The 21,198-nt window shown below is 46.5% G+C and carries 20 protein-coding genes and 3 tRNA genes; 11 read left to right on the forward strand and 12 right to left on the reverse strand.

Features of this window, described 5'->3' with window-relative positions:
• The first annotated feature begins 257 nt into the window (after positions 1–257).
• From WG89_RS33075 to WG89_RS26545, 3 genes are all read left to right on the forward strand, one after another.
• Positions 258–497: an IncC plasmid conjugative DNA transfer DtrJ family protein gene (locus tag WG89_RS33075; RefSeq protein WP_172806925.1), complete on the forward strand. Its 240-nt coding sequence runs from the start codon at positions 258–260 to the stop codon at positions 495–497.
• A 38-nt stretch (positions 498–535) separates the two neighbouring features.
• The gene (traF, locus tag WG89_RS26540) at positions 536–1,366 is read left to right on the forward strand and encodes a conjugal transfer protein TraF (RefSeq protein WP_414630398.1); all 831 of its coding nucleotides are present in this window, start codon (positions 536–538) and stop codon (positions 1,364–1,366) included.
• 73 nt (positions 1,367–1,439) lie between these two features.
• The gene (locus tag WG89_RS26545) at positions 1,440–1,640 is read left to right on the forward strand and encodes a hypothetical protein (protein ID WP_153301848.1); all 201 of its coding nucleotides are present in this window, start codon (positions 1,440–1,442) and stop codon (positions 1,638–1,640) included.
• Positions 1,641–1,652: 12 nt separating this feature from the next.
• On the opposite strand, the gene WG89_RS26550 is transcribed toward WG89_RS26545, so the two are convergent.
• The 9 genes from WG89_RS26550 to WG89_RS26590 all read right to left on the reverse strand — a co-directional run bounded on the left by WG89_RS26550 (position 1,653) and on the right by WG89_RS26590 (position 8,979).
• Positions 1,653–2,723: a tyrosine-type recombinase/integrase gene (locus WG89_RS26550; protein ID WP_216638563.1), complete on the reverse strand. Its 1,071-nt coding sequence runs from the start codon at positions 2,721–2,723 to the stop codon at positions 1,653–1,655.
• A gap of 210 nt (positions 2,724–2,933) precedes the next feature.
• Positions 2,934–3,021, reverse strand: a tRNA-Leu gene (locus WG89_RS26555).
• A 65-nt stretch (positions 3,022–3,086) separates the two neighbouring features.
• Positions 3,087–3,160: transfer RNA gene (locus WG89_RS26560), tRNA-Cys, on the reverse strand.
• An 88-nt stretch (positions 3,161–3,248) separates the two neighbouring features.
• Positions 3,249–3,324: transfer RNA gene (locus tag WG89_RS26565), tRNA-Gly, on the reverse strand.
• A 219-nt stretch (positions 3,325–3,543) separates the two neighbouring features.
• The gene (pgsA, locus tag WG89_RS26570) at positions 3,544–4,110 is read right to left on the reverse strand and encodes a CDP-diacylglycerol--glycerol-3-phosphate 3-phosphatidyltransferase (RefSeq protein ID WP_062270678.1); all 567 of its coding nucleotides are present in this window, start codon (positions 4,108–4,110) and stop codon (positions 3,544–3,546) included.
• A 405-nt stretch (positions 4,111–4,515) separates the two neighbouring features.
• Positions 4,516–6,369, reverse strand: coding sequence for an excinuclease ABC subunit UvrC (gene uvrC / locus WG89_RS26575; RefSeq protein ID WP_062270679.1), 1,854 nt, complete (start codon positions 6,367–6,369; stop codon positions 4,516–4,518).
• 94 nt (positions 6,370–6,463) lie between these two features.
• The gene (uvrY, locus tag WG89_RS26580) at positions 6,464–7,120 is read right to left on the reverse strand and encodes a UvrY/SirA/GacA family response regulator transcription factor (RefSeq protein ID WP_062270680.1); all 657 of its coding nucleotides are present in this window, start codon (positions 7,118–7,120) and stop codon (positions 6,464–6,466) included.
• A 180-nt stretch (positions 7,121–7,300) separates the two neighbouring features.
• A complete protein-coding gene (locus tag WG89_RS26585; RefSeq protein ID WP_062270681.1) occupies positions 7,301–8,230 on the reverse strand; it encodes an electron transfer flavoprotein subunit alpha/FixB family protein in 930 nt (309 codons plus the stop codon).
• The gene (locus tag WG89_RS26590) at positions 8,230–8,979 is read right to left on the reverse strand and encodes an electron transfer flavoprotein subunit beta/FixA family protein (RefSeq protein ID WP_062270682.1); all 750 of its coding nucleotides are present in this window, start codon (positions 8,977–8,979) and stop codon (positions 8,230–8,232) included. The genes WG89_RS26585 and WG89_RS26590 overlap by 1 nt, the downstream gene beginning before the upstream one ends.
• Positions 8,980–9,583: 604 nt before the next feature.
• Here WG89_RS26590 and WG89_RS26600 point away from each other — a divergent pair.
• Entirely contained in the window at positions 9,584–11,242 is a 1,659-nt protein-coding gene (locus WG89_RS26600) for an electron transfer flavoprotein-ubiquinone oxidoreductase (RefSeq protein ID WP_062270684.1), read from the forward strand.
• A gap of 115 nt (positions 11,243–11,357) precedes the next feature.
• Here the strand turns inward: WG89_RS26600 and WG89_RS26605 are convergent, their stop codons facing one another.
• Complete coding sequence (locus WG89_RS26605) at positions 11,358–12,257, reverse strand: nucleoside hydrolase (RefSeq protein WP_079254077.1); 900 nt, start codon at positions 12,255–12,257, stop codon at positions 11,358–11,360.
• Entirely contained in the window at positions 12,257–12,826 is a 570-nt protein-coding gene (locus tag WG89_RS26610; protein ID WP_062270685.1) for a DUF1285 domain-containing protein, read from the reverse strand. Before WG89_RS26610 ends, WG89_RS26605 begins: the two co-directional genes overlap by 1 nt.
• Positions 12,827–13,192: 366 nt before the next feature.
• Here WG89_RS26610 and WG89_RS26615 point away from each other — a divergent pair, with 366 nt between their 5' ends.
• A complete protein-coding gene (locus WG89_RS26615; RefSeq protein ID WP_062270692.1) occupies positions 13,193–14,092 on the forward strand; it encodes a YiiX/YebB-like N1pC/P60 family cysteine hydrolase in 900 nt (299 codons plus the stop codon).
• A 495-nt stretch (positions 14,093–14,587) separates the two neighbouring features.
• Here the strand turns inward: WG89_RS26615 and WG89_RS26620 are convergent, their stop codons facing one another.
• On the reverse strand, positions 14,588–15,556 hold the full coding sequence (locus WG89_RS26620; protein WP_062270686.1) for a hypothetical protein: 969 nt from the start codon (positions 15,554–15,556) through the stop codon (positions 14,588–14,590).
• A gap of 310 nt (positions 15,557–15,866) precedes the next feature.
• Between WG89_RS26620 and WG89_RS26625 the strand changes: the two genes are divergently transcribed.
• The 6 genes from WG89_RS26625 to WG89_RS26645 all read left to right on the forward strand — a co-directional run bounded on the left by WG89_RS26625 (position 15,867) and on the right by WG89_RS26645 (position 21,160).
• Positions 15,867–17,213, forward strand: coding sequence for a Fic family protein (locus tag WG89_RS26625; protein ID WP_062270687.1), 1,347 nt, complete (start codon positions 15,867–15,869; stop codon positions 17,211–17,213).
• On the forward strand, positions 17,210–17,893 hold the full coding sequence (locus WG89_RS26630) for a class I SAM-dependent methyltransferase (RefSeq protein ID WP_062270688.1): 684 nt from the start codon (positions 17,210–17,212) through the stop codon (positions 17,891–17,893). Before WG89_RS26625 ends, WG89_RS26630 begins: the two co-directional genes overlap by 4 nt.
• Before the next feature lie 207 nt (positions 17,894–18,100).
• Positions 18,101–18,439 carry a P-II family nitrogen regulator gene (locus WG89_RS26635; RefSeq protein WP_062270689.1) on the forward strand — a complete coding sequence of 113 codons (339 nt, stop codon included), beginning with the start codon at positions 18,101–18,103 and terminating at the stop codon, positions 18,437–18,439.
• A 278-nt stretch (positions 18,440–18,717) separates the two neighbouring features.
• On the forward strand, positions 18,718–19,548 hold the full coding sequence (locus WG89_RS26640; RefSeq protein ID WP_062270690.1) for a Stp1/IreP family PP2C-type Ser/Thr phosphatase: 831 nt from the start codon (positions 18,718–18,720) through the stop codon (positions 19,546–19,548).
• Between the two features lie 217 nt (positions 19,549–19,765).
• A complete protein-coding gene (locus WG89_RS30765) occupies positions 19,766–19,930 on the forward strand; it encodes a hypothetical protein (RefSeq protein ID WP_153301850.1) in 165 nt (54 codons plus the stop codon).
• A gap of 24 nt (positions 19,931–19,954) precedes the next feature.
• Positions 19,955–21,160: a YcaO-like family protein gene (locus tag WG89_RS26645; RefSeq protein WP_172806928.1), complete on the forward strand. Its 1,206-nt coding sequence runs from the start codon at positions 19,955–19,957 to the stop codon at positions 21,158–21,160.
• The last annotated feature ends 38 nt before the right edge of the window (positions 21,161–21,198 follow it).

Consider the following 21,198-nt stretch of genomic DNA (forward strand, 5'->3'; position numbering starts at 1 on the left):
GGAACGGTATTTGAAGTGGCTGAGGGTTAGCTCAATCCAACGGTAACATTCGTCCTTGGAGTCCCAGCCGGGCTCCAGACAGTCTGCTTGTGAAAGGAGGCTTCTTACATCCTCCAGGGTTTTGATGAAATGGGTGTTCATGATGATTTTCATATCCTCATCATGAACGACAGTGCTGAAGTCGGCTCATTTCATGTTAGAAACCAGCCCCTTCTTCAGGCTCATTTCATATTGGAAGAGACTCATTCTGGGGCTTGATGTTTATTGCTGCCATAATTGATGGTCTGTTAATTCGGAAAATCCGTTATCACGATTTTCACTACACCAGCCCTTTGCAAAATCTATGGAGTCGACGGGCGTCAAAATGGATTCCCGGTTTATTCTTGTATCTGATTATTATTCCTCTGCCTGTCCCGGTTTTATTGATGCCTGCAGGAGCCTGGCTGACAGCACTATGCCTTGGATGGTGGACAGCAAACTGGCAGAAGAAAATCTGATGCCATTTTTTGTTCTATTCATCGGATTACTGTCAGCGATGGCTTCAGCAGAACCGCAGTGGTTTTACCGACACTCAGAAGGTTGGTTCTGGTATAAATCTATTTCCGAGCCAGGAGAACAAACTGAAACCCAACAAATCACAAGCACATTATCGCAAGAACCTTCTACAAACTGGATCAGAAGGAATATCGGGCAATATCTGGATAGGGCAATAGACGAGCCAAGCAAAGAGAACATTAGTGCTTATCTTTATCTGAATAAAATAGTGAAAGATAAAGCCGAGCGATTTGCCCATGCAGGCAAGCGGGTTATAGAGAGCGACCCATATCTGGATGAAAATGTCCGGCGTCCTATATCTCCTGCTGCCGCCAAAATAAATGACGACATGGTGCAACACGCCAGAGAACAGGTCTTACAGAAAATAGCGCAAGTCGCCGGACTTGTATTTTACTATCAGGGAAAATGTAGACTTTGCCAACTACAGGCTCAGACTTTAATGGCATTAAGCCAACGGTACGGCTTCAGGCTAATTTCCTTTTCTACTGACGGAAAACTTATTCCTAATTTGCCTGACAGCCGTATCGACAGACAACCTAATCCAACACTCAACATACAAACCTACCCTGCTCTGTTCTTAATGAAACCACCTGATGAGATCATTCAGCTCCGTCAGGGAGTCAGCTCTTATATTGATTTGCACAACCGTATTGTTGACGCAGCCCGTGAAGCCCAGTGGATTAGCGAGCAAGACTACAAAAGCACATCAATCACCCGGGATGTCTGGAACGTCTCCAGCACAAATCCAATCCCCTATACACGACAAACTCAAAAACTTCATTCAATAGGTCAAATTGATAATGAACACTGAAAACCAGCTCTGGTCCATCAAGCGAATCGCAGATTTCCTTGATCTCTCAGTCAACTACACACGGAATGTCATCGTGAAACAGGAAAACTTTCCTGAGCCAAGATTTTCATTCATCGAGGTCAATGGAAAAAAACAGAAAAGCAAACCACGCTGGATCGATACGGAAATTAGTGAATGGGTAAGTCAGGAGTACTGCTCCCAATCTGAAATGGAAGAAAGGCAACCTGAAAAATCAGGTCGAAAACGAAAAGTATCAGATGAATTTCGAATCTGAACCTGTTGATTTTCAAGCTAATTTACAGGAAAAGTCCTTTGCTGTTTTTCTAAAATACTTCAGTGTTCTGTTCATGTCGGTGTGACCAGCCTGCTTCGCCAGCTCAAACGGTGTTAGCTTTTCAGATAATCGGGTAAGTGCTTCGTGCCTGGAATCGCGAAATTCAAGATCGTTGATCAGCGCTTTTCTCACAGCAATGCTAAATATAGAGCTTACGTTTAGCTTTGAGCTAGCAAACCAATAGTCGTCATCGGCTTTACCTAAATTCAATAACCGAACTGCTTCACTGGACAGTGCCAGAGTCTTTTTCTTCTTCTCTTTGGTTCTTTCCGCCGCAAGATTAATCACTCGATTATCAAAATCAATTTCACTGGCGACCAGATATTTCACTTCCTGTTGCCTCATGGCCGTTTCGATGCACAGCTTCCATAACAATGCCACCGTTTGAGCCGGTGTTTCAGGCACCTTATGATCTTCCCAGTGATCCAGTGCAAAGAGTACTTGCTTGATTTCTTCTTCTGAAACTCTGCGATCCCTTGAAGCTGAGCGATCGTCAGAAAATTTCACACTAGACAAAGGCGACTCTTCGATATACCCCCACTCCCGAGCCATCGTAAACACATTACACAGAAAGTTCTTCTCCCTGGCCACAGAGCTTTCTTTGACCGTACTGAGCCGGGTCATTTTCCACTCTGCAATATGAAAGCTTTTGATGGAAGAAATCGGTTTATCCATCAAATCAGGCAGAGGAGAATGGTTCTGGCTGGTCGCCATCTGCTGAAACCGCTGATTCTCCCGTAATGCGGTTTCCCTGCCTTTCTTTCTGGGACTGACTTCATCAACGTATCGAACAAACGTCTCTCTCAGTGTTTTTCGAGACAAACGATGACGCGCTACCTCATCTGCATTCTTTCCATATTCATCAATTTTTCGCTCAAGACTGGAAGCCCACTCTGCAGCTTCTTTTTTTGTGTCGAATGTCCGGGCCTGATCTATGCCTTTTTTTCTGACCCTGGCTAACCAGCCAGATTTCCTCTTTTCAAACTTCGCCATGACAACACCACCTATCTCTTTGTCAGACAAAAACAGAATGAATTCTGTGCCATTTCCAGTGCCAAAAATCAGTGGCACAAATGGCACAAGCGAAGTTTAGCAAGATGAAGCATGATCAATAAAAGAAATGGTTATATAGGAAGAGTTGGGCGCAACGCCTTGTCGCAGTTGGCGTATAGTGAGAAAACGTGGAGAACAGACACAAAAAAAGGCCATCGAAATTCGATGACCTTTTCTATATGGTGCCCGGAGCCGGAATCGAACCGGCACGACTTATTCAGTCGGCAGATTTTAAGTCTGCTGTGTCTACCAATTTCACCACCCGGGCGACAAGAATAGTCTACCTACTCGAGCCGTAAAAAAACAGGCTAAGCAGCCTGCTTTTTCGGGATTTGGAGGCGAGTACCGGAGTCGAACCGGTCTAAATGGAGTTGCAGTCCACTGCATAACCGCTTTGCTAACTCGCCTTCTTTGGAGTGGGAAACAAGACTCGCCTTTTCTATAAAAAGACAACCCCAACCTTCTCACACCTCACAGATTACTCTGTGTTTAAACTGGAGCGGGAAACGAGACTCGAACTCGCGACCCCAACCTTGGCAAGGTTGTGCTCTACCAACTGAGCTATTCCCGCAATAAAGATGTTTTAGGACTTCTTCAAAGTCCGTATCAGGAAACGAGACTCACTCTTTAACTCTGAGGCGACCCCAACCTTGGCAAGGTTATGAGATATCCGCTGAGCTATTCCCGCATCATCTTCGTCATCGCTTGAACCGCTTGGGCTTCGTGTCCGTCGAAGATGCTGCGTAGTTTAAGAATATTTCGTCTGCTGTCAATAGATTACGACAACGAATTAGTTTTCAGCCTTAGAGAATGGCGTCAGATCCGGCCATGCTGCACGCAGGTACACATACATGGACCAGAGTGTCAGGATGGAAGAAACATAAAGCAGTGCCAGTCCAACGTAACCAATTATGGATTCCAGAGGTACAGGTGCAAACAGCAACAGAGTGATCGCCATCATCTGCCCTGCTGTTTTTAACTTACCAATCATGTTTACAGCGACACTGGTACGTTTGCCTAATTCCGCCATCCACTCACGCAGGGCTGAAATCACAATTTCACGGCCAATTATGATCATGGCTGGAATGGTCATCCAAACCGCCCTGAACTCTTCTACCAGCAGGCAGAGTGCCGTCGCCACCATAATTTTGTCCGCTACCGGATCGAAGAACGCGCCAAACGGGGTTGTCTGGTTCCAACGTCGGGCCAGGTAGCCGTCAAACCAGTCTGTGACCGCAGCCACAGCAAAAATACCGGCACAGATGGTATAACGAGTCTCGATAGGCAGGTAAAAAATCAGAACGAGAAAAGGAACCAGCACAATGCGCAGCAATGTCAGAATATTGGGAATATTCATAGCAAAAGATTATTAACCATGATGACGGGTTGAAGAAGCCTCTGAGTGTGCAGATGATTGACTGAACTCAAGCTTAACCCTCTCCAACCCTGTGTAGTCGTGTGTGAAACAGCCTGTTACGTTTATGTTCCTGAACACTCGTATAACTCAAAGCATTCAGGCAACGAGGGAAATCGGTACGGGCTGCGATTGAAAAATAGTTACAGGCGCATAAGTTACACAGTCAAGAGACAGAGTACAAACGCTGATCGAGAAGCTCGACATATAGTTGCCTGAAATGATAAGTCCTACAGAGCTTTAGAACAGCTATGCGCTATACCTCATACCGTTCGCACTGAGCCTGTCGAAGTTCATTACCAGCACCCTTCGACAAGCTCAGGATGAACGGAGTCACGCTTGGCAGCACTAGGAGCCATGTAAATGCGCATGGATCTGTTCTGCCAGTTTTTGACTGATCCCTTCAACTTTGGACAGTTCGTCCACTGGTGCATTGATCACACCATGGCGACCACCGAAGAACTTCAGCAATGCCGAGCGTCTTTTGGCTCCCACACCCGGGATATCTTCCAGTGTTGAGCGCTTTCTGGCGGCATTGCGCTTTTGTCGATGTCCTGTGATTGCAAAACGATGCGCCTCATCACGTATGTGCTGAATCAACAACAGCGCCCCATCCTTTTCCAAAGCCGGCAACTCTTTACCCTGATAAATCAAGGTTTCCAAACCAGGCTTTCTGGACACACCCTTGGCCACACCTAAAAGAGGAATATGTTGCAGCGAAAGCTCATACATTACTTCCTCCGCCATACTCAGCTGACCCTTGCCACCGTCGATCAAAATCAGATCCGGAGTATGCTCAGGGTTTTCTGCCAAACCTTTATAGCGCTTATGCAGTGCTTTTTTCATGGCGGCATAATCATCACCAGGTTGGATACCGGTAATATTGAACCTTCGATACTGGCTTTTATCAGGCCCTTCCTGATTGAATACCACACAAGAGGCCACTGTCGCTTCACCCATAGTGTGACTGATATCAAAACACTCAAAACGTTTCAGAGGTTCTTTCAGCTTGAGTAGTTTACCCAGCTGTTCAGTCCGCTTTCTTTGATGGGTTTTACCGGCCAGTTCGGTTTGCAGACTCATGACAGCATTTTTTTCGGCCAGCTTCACCCAGTCCTGGCGCTCTCCCCTGACCTTGTTCTTGATCCTGATGCTTTTACCCGACACCTGACTGATGGCTTGCTCAAGCAACTCCGCATCTTTAATCGCCATGGGTAAGATAATTTCGGATGGAAAGTTTCGGCTTTGTGCCAGTTTGATGTAGAACTGGGCGAGAAATTCCGAGAGGTCTTCTTCCGACTCATTATCCAGCTTGAAGTTAGGGAAGTAACTTTTATGACCCAATAACTGTCCGTCTCGGACAAAGAGTACAGCAAAACAGCTCTTACCCATCTGCTTACTGTATCCGACGATATCGGCATCACCGGTGCTGCGAGTCACTGACTGCTGTTCCTGAACGTGCCTGAGCTGACTGATCTGATCCCGAATCTCTGCTGCCTGCTCAAATCTGAGGGCTTCTGATTCTTTTTCCATTCGTTTGATTAAACGACGGATCAGCTGCTGACTTTTTCCTTCGAGAAACTGTCGGGTATCCTGTACGTCTTGCTGATACTCTTCCTGACTGACCAGATTCACACAGGGTGCTTTACAGCGATGGATCTGATGCTGCAAACAGGGCCGACTTCTGTTGCGGAAATAACTGTTCTCACACTGGCGAACCTTAAAGACTTTCTGCAATAGATTCAGACTTTCCCTGACCGCCCCACCACTGGGATAAGGTCCAAAGAACAGGCCTTTCTTACTTTTGCTTCGGCCTCTTTGGTAATCAACACGCGGGTAGTCATCCTCAACAGACAGGTATATGAATGGATAAGACTTATCGTCTCTGAGGAGAATGTTATAAGGCGGCTTGCGATCTTTGATCAGATTCTGTTCCAGCAGCAAGGCCTCCAACTCCGAGTTGGTGATGGTGACCTCTATACTGTGGATCTTGCTGACCAGCGCCATGGTTTTGGTGGTCAGACCGGTAGGACGAAAATAACTGGACAGACGATTTTTAAGATTCTTCGCCTTCCCTATGTACAGGGTATTGCCCAGATTGTCTCTCATGTCATAGACACCGGGTTGCATGGGTGCCTTTTTCAGAAAAGCCTTGTGGTCGAAGCGCTCTTGATCTTCACCCTGAGCCGTTGAGCCTGTCATGAATTACGAATACTGTCGGTTGATTTCGCACAGTATACTGACAAACAAGCTCTCAGACCTACTCTTTCATTACTTCTGCCCTACCCTTTGGCAATCAGGCAGACACTACATCCTGTCCTGCTTCAATCAACCCATGGCGAATGGCCAGGTGAGTCAACTCAACATCGCTGTTGATCTGAAGCTTTTCAAAAATACGATAGCGATAACTGTTGACTGTTTTCGTGCTCAGGCACAACTTGTCAGAAATGGTCTGAACCTTTTCACAGTTAACAATCATCAGGGTAATCTGCATTTCCCGGCTGGACAGCTTTTCAAATGGGGAACCTGAAGAGGGTTGCAAGGACTTAAGCGCCATCTGTTGAGCAATGTCCGGACTGATATATCGCTTGCCAACGGCCACTGATTTGATGGCACTGACCATCTCATCAATACTGATACCTTTGGTAACGTAACCGGAAGCGCCTGCTTCCATCAGTTTTGTAGGATACAACTCATCATTACAGACCGTGACAGCAATCACCTGAGTCTCAGGAAACGACTGGCTGATCTTGCGGGTAGCTTCCAGACCACCAATACCTGGCATCCGGACATCCATTAAGACAACTTGGGGCTGTAAGCTACGGCACTTCTCAATAGCCTCTTCCCCACTGCAGGCTTCACCGACGATGATCAGTTCCTGTATATCGGAAAGCATACGGGATAGACCCGTTCTCACCAGATCATGATCGTCAGCAATCAGTACGCGAATCATGACAAACTCCAACCTGCATCTTTATGGTTATTATTTTCCTAATCCATCTTGTACTTCCCTGATGGCAAACCACTCCAATGTGAGCACTCTCAGAAAATAGCCTGGTCACGACAGCGGTCGGACCAGCCTTATTCTGCTGCCAGCCTTTTTAACTGGCTGGCAGCCTACAACACTCTGATATCAGAGCTTGCCTTCCAGCTCAGGAACCGCTTCAAACAGATCGGCTACCAGACCATAGTCGGCTACCTGGAAGATAGGCGCTTCTTCGTCTTTGTTGATAGCAACAATGACTTTAGAGTCCTTCATACCCGCCAGGTGTTGAATTGCACCGGATATACCCACAGCAACGTACAGGTTAGGAGCAACGATTTTACCGGTCTGACCAACCTGCATATCGTTAGGAACAAAACCAGCGTCAACCGCTGCACGGGAAGCACCTACAGCGGCACCCAGCTTGTCAGCCAGCTTGTACAGGATTTCGAAGTTTTCTCCGTTACCCATACCGCGACCACCGGATACTACGATCTCGGCACCACCCAGTTCCGGACGATCAGACTGAGCCATTTCTTCACTGACGAAAGAAGAAATACCTGCGTCGTGTGCGCTGTCCAGCTGTTCAACTACAGCACTGCCACCCGTAGCCGCTACAGGATCAAAACCAGTGCTACGAACAGTGATGACCTTAACAGGAGCACTGCTCTGCACAGTTGCAATAGCGTTACCGGCGTAGATTGGACGGGCAAAAGTGTCTGCACTGTCTACACGGATGATGTCAGAGATCTGATCTACATCCAGAAGAGCCGCTACGCGAGGCAGGTAGTTTTTGCCGCTGGTGCTGGCAGAAGTCAGGATGTGGCTGTAGCCCTTACCCAGTTCCGCAACCAGCAGACTGACGTTTTCAGCCAGTTGATGGCCATAGGCAGCGTTGTCTGCAACCAGAACCTTGCTGACACCTTCAACAGCAGCAGAAGCTTCTGCTACGGAACCACAACCGGAGCCTACAACCAGCAGGTGAACGTCGTCGCCAATCTGACGAGCTGCAGCTACGGTATTCAGTGTGGCTGCGCCCAGGGCTGCATTATCATGTTCTGCAACTACGAGAATAGCCATTAGATTACCTTCGCTTCAGTTTTCAGTTTTTCGATCAGCTCATCTACGCTGCCCACTTTGATGCCGGCACTGCGTTCTGCAGGTGGCTCAACTTTCAGGGTGGTCAGGCTGGAAGCAACTTCTACACCCAGATCAGCAGGTGTTTTGGTGTCCAGAGGCTTACGCTTGGCCTTCATGATGTTAGGCAGGGAAGCATAGCGAGGCTCGTTCAGGCGCAGGTCGGTAGTCACGATGGCTGGCAGAGACAGGGAAACTGTTTGCAGACCGCCGTCTACTTCACGAGTGACACTGGCTTTACCATCTTCAACGGTCAGTTCAGAAGCAAAAGTACCTTGAGACAGGCCAGACAGTGCAGCAAGCATTTGTCCGGTCTGGTTGTTATCACTGTCGATGGCCTGCTTACCCAGGATCACCAGGTCAGGCTTTTCTTCATCAACAATGGCTTTCAGAAGTTTGGCAACAGAGAGGGAACCGAGCTTTTCATCGGTTTCAACCAGAATGCCACGGTCAGCACCCAGAGCCAGAGCGGTGCGGATCTGCTCCTGACTCTCTTTAGTACCGAGGGAAACGGCAACGATTTCAGTGGCGACACCTTTTTCTTTCAGTCGAACCGCTTCTTCAACAGCGATTTCACAGAAAGGGTTGATGGCCATTTTTACGTTTGTCAGATCGACATCACTATGGTCCGCCTTTACACGAACCTTGACGTTATAGTCGATGACTCTCTTGACTGCTACAAGTATTTTCATGGGTTCGCAGCCTTCCTTATTTATACTATGACTGGATACTTGGTTGTGAAGCAGGGCATGAAATCTCCGAAAACATCGCGCGGAGCATCAATTGTTATCATTGTTTCACAGCGCTGCGTGTGGGGAGTCTACCAGCACGTCAATAAGGGTTCAAACCTATGTTCACAATTGCTCGCTACCAAATAGGCGTAACGAACTATGTGTCAGACCATCGCCTTTCATTAGAATACCCAACCATTATGGAGCCTTCCGGTAATATGATAGTGAGTAAATTTTCCGGTTGAAGCTAACCGATTTTTTGCAGACTCAGGTCAAAAAATTAAGCTATTTGACTTGAAAGCCGGACATAAGCAAGGCCATTTTTTGTGTATTACTTTCTATAGCCAAGAGGCAATAGAGGGTTCAATACACTGAAAACTGGCCATTTATGGCTGAGCCGGTATAATGCAGAAAAAATTCAAACAACTGTTTGATTTTCATGCCAGAAGATTCTGCTGATTCTAACGCCCGATAATCGAATATCGATGGCCTTAATGGATCCAGCAACAAAGAACATTGTATGAAAGTCACCATGCGATAACCCGGCTGAGGGAGGGGATCCATCATGGAACGCGAGTCTATGCCATTTGACGTGGTAATTGTGGGTGCTGGACCATCCGGTTTGTCTGCCGCATGTCGTCTTATGCAGCTGTCACAGGAAGCAGGTCAAGAACTCTCTGTCTGCGTCGTTGAAAAAGGTTCTGAGGTCGGAGCCCACATTCTCTCCGGTGCAGTATTCGAACCTACCGCGCTCAACGAACTTTTTCCTGATTGGAAAGAGAAAGGTGCGCCACTCAATACACCGGTCATCTCCGATGATATTTACTGGCTGAACTCTCAGGAAAAAGCCATTAAAGTGCCTGGCGCTTTTGTGCCTAAGACCATGCATAACGAAGGCAACTACATCATCAGTTTGGGTAACCTTTGCCGCTGGCTCGCTGAACAGGCTGAAAGCTTGGGGGTAGAAGTGTTCCCAGGTTTTGCAGCTAATGAAGTGCTGTTTAATGAAGACGGTAGTGTAAAAGGGATTGCCACTGGCGACATGGGCATCTCTGCTGAAGGCGAAAAGAAAGACAGTTACATGCCAGGTATGGAACTGCACGCCAAATACACACTCTTTTCTGAAGGTTGCCGTGGCCAACTGGGCAAAGAACTGATCAGCCGATTTAACCTGGACGAAGGCAAAGATCCTCAGCATTACGGAATTGGGATCAAGGAACTCTGGGATATCGCTCCGGAAAACCATTCTGAAGGTCTGGTTGTTCACACCGCAGGCTGGCCTCTTAAAGAAAGCGGCTCTACGGGTGGTGGTTTCCTTTACCACATTGAAAATAATCAGGTAGTACTGGGCCTGATTACAGACCTGAGCTATTCCAACCCGCATGTAAGCCCCTTTGAAGAATTCCAGCGCTACAAGCAGAGTCCAACCATCAAGAAATACCTTGAAGGCGGCAAGCGTGTTTCATACGGTGCTCGTGCCCTGGCTAAGGGTGGCCCACAGTCATTGCCTAAAATGACCTTTGCTGGTGGTATGCTCATCGGTTGTGATGCGGGAACCATGAACGGTGCCAAGATCAAAGGCTCACACACAGCCATGAAGTCTGGCATGCTGGCGGCTGAAGAAGTGTTCAAGTCCATCAGTGGTGGTTCTGAAGGAGGAGAAGACCTCACCGCTTACGCCCAGGCATTTGAAAACTCCTGGTTGGGTGAAGAACTGCAGGCTCAGAGAAACTTTGGCCCGGCCATGCACAAATGGGGCAACTTTATTGGTGCCGGTTTTGCTTTTGTAGACCAGAATATCTTTGGTGGAAAACTGCCGTTTACTCTACATGACAAAACACCCGACTACGCAACACTGAAGCCAGCGGCCCAGAGTAAGAAAATTGACTATCCAAAGCCGGATGGTGTACTCAGCTTTGATCGTCTTGGCTCCGTATTCCTGTCAAATACCAACCATGAAGAAGACCAGCCCTGCCACTTGAAACTGGCCGATGCGTCTATTCCTCTGAAAGACAACCTGCCCAAGTACGATGAGCCCGCTCAACGTTACTGCCCGGCCGGTGTATACGAAATTGTTGCTGATGAGACGTCAGGCGAACAGAAATTCCAGATCAACAGTCAGAACTGTGTTCACTGCAAGACCTGTGATATCAAAGACCCTGCACAGAACATCACCTGGGTAGCGCCGGAAGGTACCGGTGGGCCTAACTACCCGAATATGTAATGTTATAAAGATGAAGAAGGAGCCTGAACGGGCTCCTTTTTTTATGAGCTAAACAAACCGTCAGAACAGGTGTAATAGATTCGAAGACCAATCCACTGGCTCTGACTACATAGGATTAAAGTGCTTGTATACGGTTTTTTAGCAAAGTTAAGAATCCATCGGCGTTCACATTGATAAGACTGAGAACCTGACCATCGTCCTTCCACTCAGGCACTGATTGCCCTTCCCTGTCACCACAGACTTTCACCTTCACATCACAACGTTTTGCAGTAAACAGCTCTGGCGAGATCAGCCAGGCAACAATACAAGGGTCATGCAACCCTCCTCCAGTACCTGAACGATAGACACTCAACATTTCATAAACTGCTTTGCATACCGGTGTGTCCAGGCTTTGGACTGCATTCAGCCAGGTTTCGGCAACCTCTGTCTGTCTGGTTACGTCCAGCGGACTCATCACAATAGGTAACCCGGAGTCAAAAACCCTCGCGGCAGCATGTGGGTCCGTGAAAAAATTAAATTCAGCTACGGGAGAAGTATTCCCTTTATTATCCAAAGCACCTCCCATAAGCACCACCTGCTTTATTCCCTCCTTGATCTCCGGACACAAGATCAAGGCCATAGCAAGATTGGTCAATGGCCCCAGCATGCAAAGAGTAACAGGTGAGTTTTTGTGATTCAGTGCCTGCTCAATAATAAAGTCGACACTGTGCGTGGAACTTTCCGGGGCTTCCATCTCTGGCCAGCTTATTCCAAGCCCATCACGACCATGAATGGTATGAGTCACTTTCAAGGGTTTCAGGATAGGTTCTGGACAGCCTGCATATATCGGGGTTCGCCTGCCTGCCAGCCATCTCAAACGATGAGCATTCAAATAGCTCTGCTCAAGTTCAACGTTGCCAGCCACGGTTGTGATACCCAAAACATTGAGTTCAGGACTTGCCCAGGCGAGCAATAGAGCGATGGCATCATCAATTCCGGGGTCTGTATCAATAATGACTGACAGGGACTTTGCCATCAGTGGTCTCCAAGGGTACCTATAGTAAATGACTGACCATAGCTGCTGATACTGAGTTCCACACCCTCATCTGTCGATTTTTCTTCAGCCATTTCTATTAACTGGTAAAAAACATTTCGGTGAACAAGAGCATCCAGCTGGGCCCTGACCCTGATATAGGGGGATGGCTCTCCTGTCGACTGATCCTCATCGACCCATAGTGGGTGTTCATGATCCAAAGACACTTCATCACCGACATTCGTAGTGAAAACCAGCCCTTCATCCTTCTGCTCAACGGATACGGCTACAAAAGGTGCGTCTTCCACCTGAATGCGAACTTTCTCTACAGGCGTCACCAGATAAAAACAGTCATCATCGTCATGTCTGAGTATGGTGGAAAAGAGTTTCACCATAGATTCTCTGGCAATGGGAGACCCCATATACAACCAACTGCCGTCCCGGCAGATTTTCATATCGATATCCCCACAGAAATCGGGGTTCCATAAATGAACCGGGGGCAAACCCTTTTGTTTATGGAGAGGCTTGAGGCTTTCAGCCAACTTTCCGGGCGAAACGGGTTGATCACTCATAGTATTGAACCTCTGCCTGTTGTCATTGTTCTGGCGAAAAATTGGTACTGCAATGAAACATTAGTGCAATACAGCCATTATATCGTCTGAATAAGGAGGCCGTTTGATTTATCTTTACCTGACACCGAATGGATTCAGTGTAAGGGCAGAGTTTATAACAGGCCACTGATCATCTTATCAGGGATATGGCCGATGCTACTATTTATGGAAAAGTGCTCAAGGCTGTTAACCAGGACATTTTCTGTAAGTACCTTCCTCTCTGGCTTCGGCACCTTCACATTGCCTATAGCCAAAAAAGAATCAGTGGTGGGCGGAATCCAAAGCTCAAAACTGTTTGAGAAAGCTGAAGATCAACAGGGAAAAATCATGCAGCTCGTCAAATCACTCGCTGGCATACTCACCAAATGGCTCATGAAGGAGCCAGAAGACAGCCAACGTCATCTTTGTGATTTTGAACGCATTCGCCACGAACTCAAACCCTGTGATGTTGTTCTGGTGGAAGGAAAATCCAGAGTCAGTAACGTTATCAAGCAGATTACCCAAAGTCCCTGGTCCCACGCCATGCTTTATATTGGTCGCCTTCATGACATTGAAGACGATCGAATCCGCCAGACTGTGAAAGAATCTTACAACGGCTCCCCAGATGACCAGCTCATCATAGAAAGTGAATTAGGATTCGGAACCGTTGTTCATCCACTGAGTCGCTATGAATCAGACCATCTTAGAATCTGCCGGCCCAATGGCCTGAACTATTCAGATAGCCAGCAAGTGATTCATTATGCAGTCAGTCGTCTAGGGCTGGATTACAACGTAAGACACGTTCTGGATCTGGCCCGGTTCTTTTTCCCCTACTCTATTATGCCCAGACGCTGGCGTTCCAGTTTGTTCCAGCACTCACCGGGCGATGAAACCAAAACGGTTTGCTCCAGCATGATTGCTGAAGCTTTCAGCTTTATCCATTTCCCTATTTTGCCATTAGTGAAACTGGATGGAGAAAACGGAGTGCAACTGTTTCAGCGTAACCCCAAATTGTGCACCCCCAGCGATTTTGATTACTCACCCTACTTCCAGATCATTAAATACCCCTTCCTGGATTACACTCACCACTCCGATTACAAATTACTCCCCTGGCATGGTCATGGTGCTCTTGAAGGACGCGAGGGTGATCTCTATATCTCCCCCGACAAGGTCAAAGAGTTGCAACAGATGGGTTTGAACGGAGGAACTGATTCTGAAAACCTGGGCAATCGTAATACTTTGAACTGATACTCACCTGACCAAAGAATCATCGAAATCGGCGTACAGTGTAATGAAGAGGCTGATTATTCGGAATTGATCTTAAAACACAGTGGACGCATTAAAATTCTGCACCATAATTACACGTGCTGATTCGGTCGACTTCCCCCTACGGCCAATCAGCCTGGGTCAGTAACATGACCTTGGTACTTGGATTGTGTACCTATGTTTCACTCCTAATGGTCTTAACCCGCGTACTCTTCCCCCAGAGGCGCGGGTTTCTTTTTGTCTCATCAAAAAACGACTGACTCAATCAACCAATCATTTTCTTCCGATGACATTATTCCATGATTAAGGTGATGAATAATCATATGCCAGAAGCATCATTATTGGAGCAATGGAGGCTTTACACTTCCTTTCATACCCTTTAGGAATTCTCCTGACATAACTTCCATGTTAAACCCGTTCAGGCTAAGCCTGAACGGAATCTGTATGTAAACCGGGAAGTTATTTCGAGACAAACCCTTAGTCAGAATCATTAGTCCCTGATTCAGCAAGGCAGTTATCAAACTCTGGGTTTGGCACTATCCATAGCTGGTTACTTTTCAGGTCAATCACTACACGTTTTTGCCGGCTAAAGAAGCCTCGGCCAATATGCTGATCATAACCTGCCATGACAGTAAATATATTGTGGTAGTTATACCCACCCACCGTAGTATCTTGCTTCCCTTCTGTCATGGTGTACTGGGCGCCGCTTTTGTAGCCATTTTCAAAAAAACGCCCCAGTATTCTTGAACCTTTAATTTCGATGGCTGATGCCTCTTCGAGTATTTTGATAAAGTTGTGATTGATCTGGATATCCTCAGGCTCCAACAGTTCCAGTTCCAGAATGAAAGTATGCTTAGCCAGCGTCACTTGTGTACTGGGTAGAGGTTTGCTGGCAAGACCGACTCCCTGAATACTTGTGCGCACATCAAAAGACTCATTACTTTCATTGAACGATTTCCACACCCTGAGCCTCTGATTCTCATAATCAATATCCCAGATAAGCCCCATCATATCTCTGGCCCCCAGGATGCCGGATATTCCATGGTGTTTCTTATAACCGCCAACCTCCTGACTCGCTATAGGATAAGAAGAGCGAAGCGGTTTGACACCACCCAAGCGCATTGTCGCAGGTTTATAAAATGAGAGTTTTGCTGCCCTACCCTCGAAATCCTTGACCTCAACTTCTGTAGGTTGTGAAGAAAGCAGGTTAATTACTTCACTCTCAGCAACGGTGTAATATTCGCAAGTATTGATCAGGAAAGTGAAGCTCTCACCCAGAATTGTCAGATCTACACACGGGTTCCCTCCACAAAATGCCTTCTCGTATATATACCCGGCGTTTGCTGAGGGAGTAGGAGACACCACTGGAGACGTTGCAGGAGAAGTTACAGACAAAGATTCAGATTCAACGGCCAGTGCAGCAATACTGGTCGTCAGCAAAATCATGGTACATACCACTCGCCCTAAAGACATATTTAACATAATTACAATCCACGTAAAGAAAGTCTTAATTAGGATTGCTAAGGATAGATCTAAAATTTGAGTATGATTTATGTACTGGGTTACTTCTATGCAGTGGCTAGAGAATGTTAATACAACTGCTAGAAACCATGCTCATCAAAAGTGGTACATTAGTGCTCAATAAAAGTCTTCGATTAATCGCGCCAAACACCCACCCAAAATGGCACAATTAAGCTAATTGCGCCATAATTGTGCCATGCAGTTGAATTAATTGTGCCAAATCCAGGTCGAATGTATGGATGCAACGAAGAAAATACTCCAGAGTTTGCTCAACTCCAGCACACCCTTATCGATTTCTGAGTTACTTCAGCAGCACCCTGATACATCCAGACGAACACTTCAGCGCAAACTCAGCGAATGGATTAGTGAAGAGAAGATTCATGTTATTGGTAAAGGCCGCTCACGGAAATATACTGCCCGTACCGAAGCAGAAGAATCTACTGATTCCAGCCTGCTGGCTGATTACATACCCCTGTCAGCGGATAGCAAGGAAATTCTTGACTACTTGCAACGTCCATTTAGCTCTCGTCATCCTGTAAGCTACCAACGTGACTTTATAGAGAGTTACCGCCCGAACAAAACATTCTACTTACCTGCCCCACTGAGAAAGCAATTGCTCAGAATGGGTCAAACAGAACAGGAAACTCAACCAGCAGGCACTTATGGCCGAGCCATCTTCAATCGTTTACTGATTGATTTATCCTGGGCATCCAGTCATCTTGAGGGCAATACATACAGCCGTTTGGATACTGTAAAGCTGATTGAACAGGGACAGGAAGCTGCAGGCAAAGCAACTCTGGAAGCCCAGATGATTCTCAACCATAAAACAGCAATAGAGCTTCTTATTGATAACGCCGAAGACGCATCAATGAATCGTTTTATGGTACTCAACCTGCACAGTGCCCTGTCTGAAAACCTTTTGCCTAACCCTGCCGATGAAGGCCGCATACGTCACCACCAGGTTGAAATCGGTAAAAGTGTCTTCAAGCCACTCGCCGGAGAAAGAGTACTCAGTGAACTACTGGATCTGTTATTGCAAAAAGCAGATGCTATCAAAGACCCTTTAGAGCAATCTTTCTTCATGATGGTGCACTTGCCCTATCTACAACCTTTTGCTGATGTCAATAAACGAACATCGCGCCTGGCCGCTAACTTACCGCTAATAAAAGCCAATCTCTGCCCCATGACCTTTTTAGGTGTACCTGTAGAAGCTTATAGTCGTGCAACTTTGGGGGTCTATGAAATGACACGAGTTGAAATGCTGCGTGACCTCTACCTTTGGGCCTATGAGCGTTCCACTCAGGAATATCTGGCGATAAAGCAACAACTGGTTGCACCTGACCCTCTTCGCCTGCAATACAGAAACCTTATTAAGCAGGTTGTTCATGAGGTCGTATTATCGCCAGACAATGATCCTGTTGAACTTATCGAAAAACTGATTCCTGCTACGCTGGATGGCATCAGCAAACAAGACTTTTCTGCACTGATTATCGAAGAGCTCAGACGTTTGCACGAAGGTGTTCTGGCCCGATATGGACTACGACCTTCCCAGTTTAAACAATGGAAACTAAAGCAATCATGAAAGAAAGAATTTTGCCGTTTTCTGACCCGGACACCGCAAACTATGATTGCCCTCTCTGCCATTCTGCATCACCACCTTATGCCAGCGACAATCGAAGAAACTACTTCCAGTGCTCTGAATGCGCATTAGTTTTCGCTGATCCCAAAAGCTGGCCAAGCCCGGAAAAAGAGCGCTCAGAGTATGAACTTCATGAGAATGACGCCTCAGACCCGGGTTACCGAAAATTCCTTTCCAGAGTCATAAACCCTCTTAAAGAAACGCTATCGCCAGATGCTAAAGGACTCGACTTTGGCTGCGGTCCAGGGCCAGCGCTGTCATTGATGATGGAAGAATCTGGATGGGCTATGGCTTTGTACGATCCATTTTTTCATCCGAATGAAGCTGCTTTGAACGAGCGTTACGACTTTATAACAGCAACAGAAGTGATTGAGCATATTCACCAACCGGATATTTGGCTCCCGAAGCTCTGGGGTATGGTAAAGCCCGGTGGAACTCTGGCATTGATGACCAAGCTGGTGATTGATCAGGAAGCTTTTTCGCGCTGGCATTACAAGAACGATCCCACCCATGTCTGCTTCTATTCAAAAGACACTTTTCAGATACTGGCGGATCAGTGGGGAGCGAAACTGAGTTTTGAAGCTCAGGACGTCATCTTCCTTCATAAGCCAACCCAGGGATGAAGCCTTATATACCACCCGCTTTTACATATCAGTGCATAAAAGAAGGGTTTTGCTTCAGATTTGGGGCCTGCTTCAAGTAAAATGTTCCGGCTTTGTGCAGATCTAAAGCAGTTTTAACAATAAAGCACTGCAACAGTGCAGACAAAGCCATGAGTTGAACAAGCAATCTGAAAATGCATTCATGGCAAAAAATCAGGAGAAGAACACATGAAAATGATCTCTGCCATCATCAAGCCATTCAAGCTGGATGATGTTCGCAATGCACTCGGTGAAGTGGGCATTGATGGCATGACCGTCACTGAAGTCAAAGGTTTTGGTCGTCAAAAAGGTCACACTGAACTGTATCGTGGTGCTGAATATGTGGTCGATTTCCTGCCCAAGGTAAAACTGGAGCTGGCTGTTTCTGATGAACTGGCCGAGCGTGCTATAGAAGCAATCATTAATGCAGCCAATACCGGCAAAATTGGTGACGGCAAGGTGTTTGTCAGCCCTCTTGAGCAAGTGATTCGTATCCGTACTGGCGAAACAGGAACTGACGCTATCTAACTACAGCCCCAGTCTCCCAACACCACAATAATAAGTTCGGAAAGAACAATGAAAACACTCAATACGTTATCTCTCTGCCTGGCTGCTGCTTTTATACCCGCAGTAGCCATGGCTGACGAGCCTGACTCAGCAAATAGTACCTGAATGTAGACCGCTAAAGCTTTTGACAGAGATGGGATTCAAGAACAACACAAGCAGCATAATCCAGTGGTTTTCCATTCTGTTCCATGTAAAATGGAGAGTGTGATCATGCAATTCACACAGGATCAATAATAACAATGTTTCGGATAGCCATTGACGGCAAAAGCGATATAGGCCGTATAAGGGAAGAGAACGAAGACTCATTATACTGGCTAGCCAATAATGAGGACGCTTTCTCTCTGATTGTGGTTGCAGACGGTATGGGTGGCTATCATGGTGGGGCCAGAGCCAGCCAGCTCGCAGTGGAGATTATCTCCCAACGGTTACAGTCCATTCAGTCCAGTACCTTTTCTTCCTGCACACCTCAACAACAACCCATGATTCTAAAGTCTGAAATCTTTCAGGCCATTACAGAAGCCAATCAACGTATTCTCGAAGAAAAAGTAGCCAACCCCCAATTACAACAGATGGGAACCACCATAGTAATAGCTGTCATCTGGCAGAATAAGCTGGTGGTAGCCAATATTGGTGACTCCAGGGCTTACCTGTGGGACAACCGTTATGGTTTGAAACAACTGACCCGGGATCACTCTGTAGTTCAGAACATGATTGACAGTGGTGCACTCTCTGAAGAAGACGCACGCACCAGTAATGTCAGAAACCAGTTAACCCAGGCGCTGGGTGTGGGTCCAAAAATCGATCCAAGGATTTCCGAATTTGAACTGACCGGTGACAGTATTCTCCTGCTTTGCAGTGACGGCTTAACGGAATACTTTGATAACGACGAAATCGAGTATGTGCTTTCAACCCATAGACCCGCACTGGAATGCTGCTACCGGTTTATTGAGGAAGCCAACCGACTGGGAGGCAAGGACAATATTACGGTTGCTATTGCCGACTGTTGTCATGTCAGCCAGGAGGTAAACCTGGAACCGCAGGGAGATAAAACAGTCCCCTACTCCGCCTAGTAAATCCCGACTTGCCGCGTGCATCATCATGGAAGAGAACGCCAGCGGCATGGTTTTTTTAAAAGTTAGCCTGAATAAATGTTTATTTATCCTCAGCCATTGAGCCCCATACGTCATAGATAGACCCCGTTATATCTCAAAATTATCTTTTTAACTTCTCACCGACTCTCTGATAATTATTTTAATTTTTTAACAATAGTCACAACAGGAGAGCACTATGAAAACACTATCCCTGTCCCTTGTCGGTCATGTTGGCTTTTTCTCAAAAGAGTTTAATGATCGTCTGTCGTTGAAATCAGAGCACAACAAACCTTCCGAGAAGCCTTCTTCCAAACGTCGGCAAGCACTGAATCAACTCTGCCAAAAGAAAGACATTTTTTAAATTATTCTCAGGGTACCCGCCGCATTGAACGACATCTATCGAACGAGCGAGGGTGCCCTTGCTCAATGGAGAAAAACCTGCAATTTTATGGGTTTAGAGATTAATACTCATACCGCAGGACAATGCTGGATAGTAGAGCTCAAAGATCCAGCTTCAGGTATCTCAACGAGAGGGAGCGGAAAAGGGATTACTCAGGAGCAAGCCATGGTGAGTGCTGCTTTCGAAGCCTTTGAGTTACTGATTTGCCAACTGCAAAGTCTTAACACTGACTCACCTATTGAGTTCCTTTCACTCAAAGACCTTCTAGAAAATCAAAGCACTGTTCTAGGCTTGCCTCAACGATTCAGCTCCGAATTGCTGTCCAGGTCCAATCAGCTCTTCTCAAAAGAACTTCCCTTTCTCAGTTATTCCAACTGGCTGAGCAAAGAACCTGAAAACGCATTGATGCCTCTAGCAGCAGCGGAATGGAGCTATGCATCATCATGCCCGGAGACCATGCAGGATTTCTATTCAAACTATTTATTCATGGCCACAACCAGTGGTGTGGCCAGTGGATGTGGATACGAAGATGCACTGGTTCATGGAGTCACAGAACTGATCGAAAGAGATGCACTGGCTGGATTTCTGGTAAGACATTGCTTTAACAGAAAAGTAGCCACTGCTCTTGATAGAGCTACATTGCCTGAATCAGCCAGGGAGATAACAGAACGGATTGAAATGAACCATCAATGCCAAATTGAGTGTTTCAGAATGCCCAATCGTTTTGGCCTTCCAGCTTACATAAGTGTCTGTGATCAACAAACCGAGCCTTTTATCTCAGGCAAAGGCGCCAGCATCAGTCACGAGCATGCCCTGCTCCGATCATTACTGGAAACGGAAGAAATGCTGGAATACTTCAAACGCTATGGAGAAGAGGAACATCAAAAATACACCAGTGCTTGTCAACAACTTGCAGAATGGCCTGCACTTAAGCCCTGTATTGATATTGATTTCAAAAGAACCAACACGAAAGAAGCATTCCATCACCCACAAGATGAACAAGAGCCCTATGGCCAGAATGCACTGACAACACTAAAAACACTGCTTGGGCAACACAACAAGAAGATATGGGTAAACGTGGTAAGAGCAGAAACACCGGTAGTACTAAGAGTTTATATCGAGGGTATAGATGAATTTTTTGCTATCAAAGATGGAGTACCTGTAGTCCCACTGAATAGCAGTTTCGAATAAAAAAAACCCTTCAAACTATAAAGCCTGAAGGGTTTTGC

Origin of the sequence: Endozoicomonas arenosclerae (assembly GCF_001562015.1) — a bacterium.
Lineage (GTDB): Bacteria > Pseudomonadota > Gammaproteobacteria > Pseudomonadales > Endozoicomonadaceae > Endozoicomonas_A > Endozoicomonas_A arenosclerae.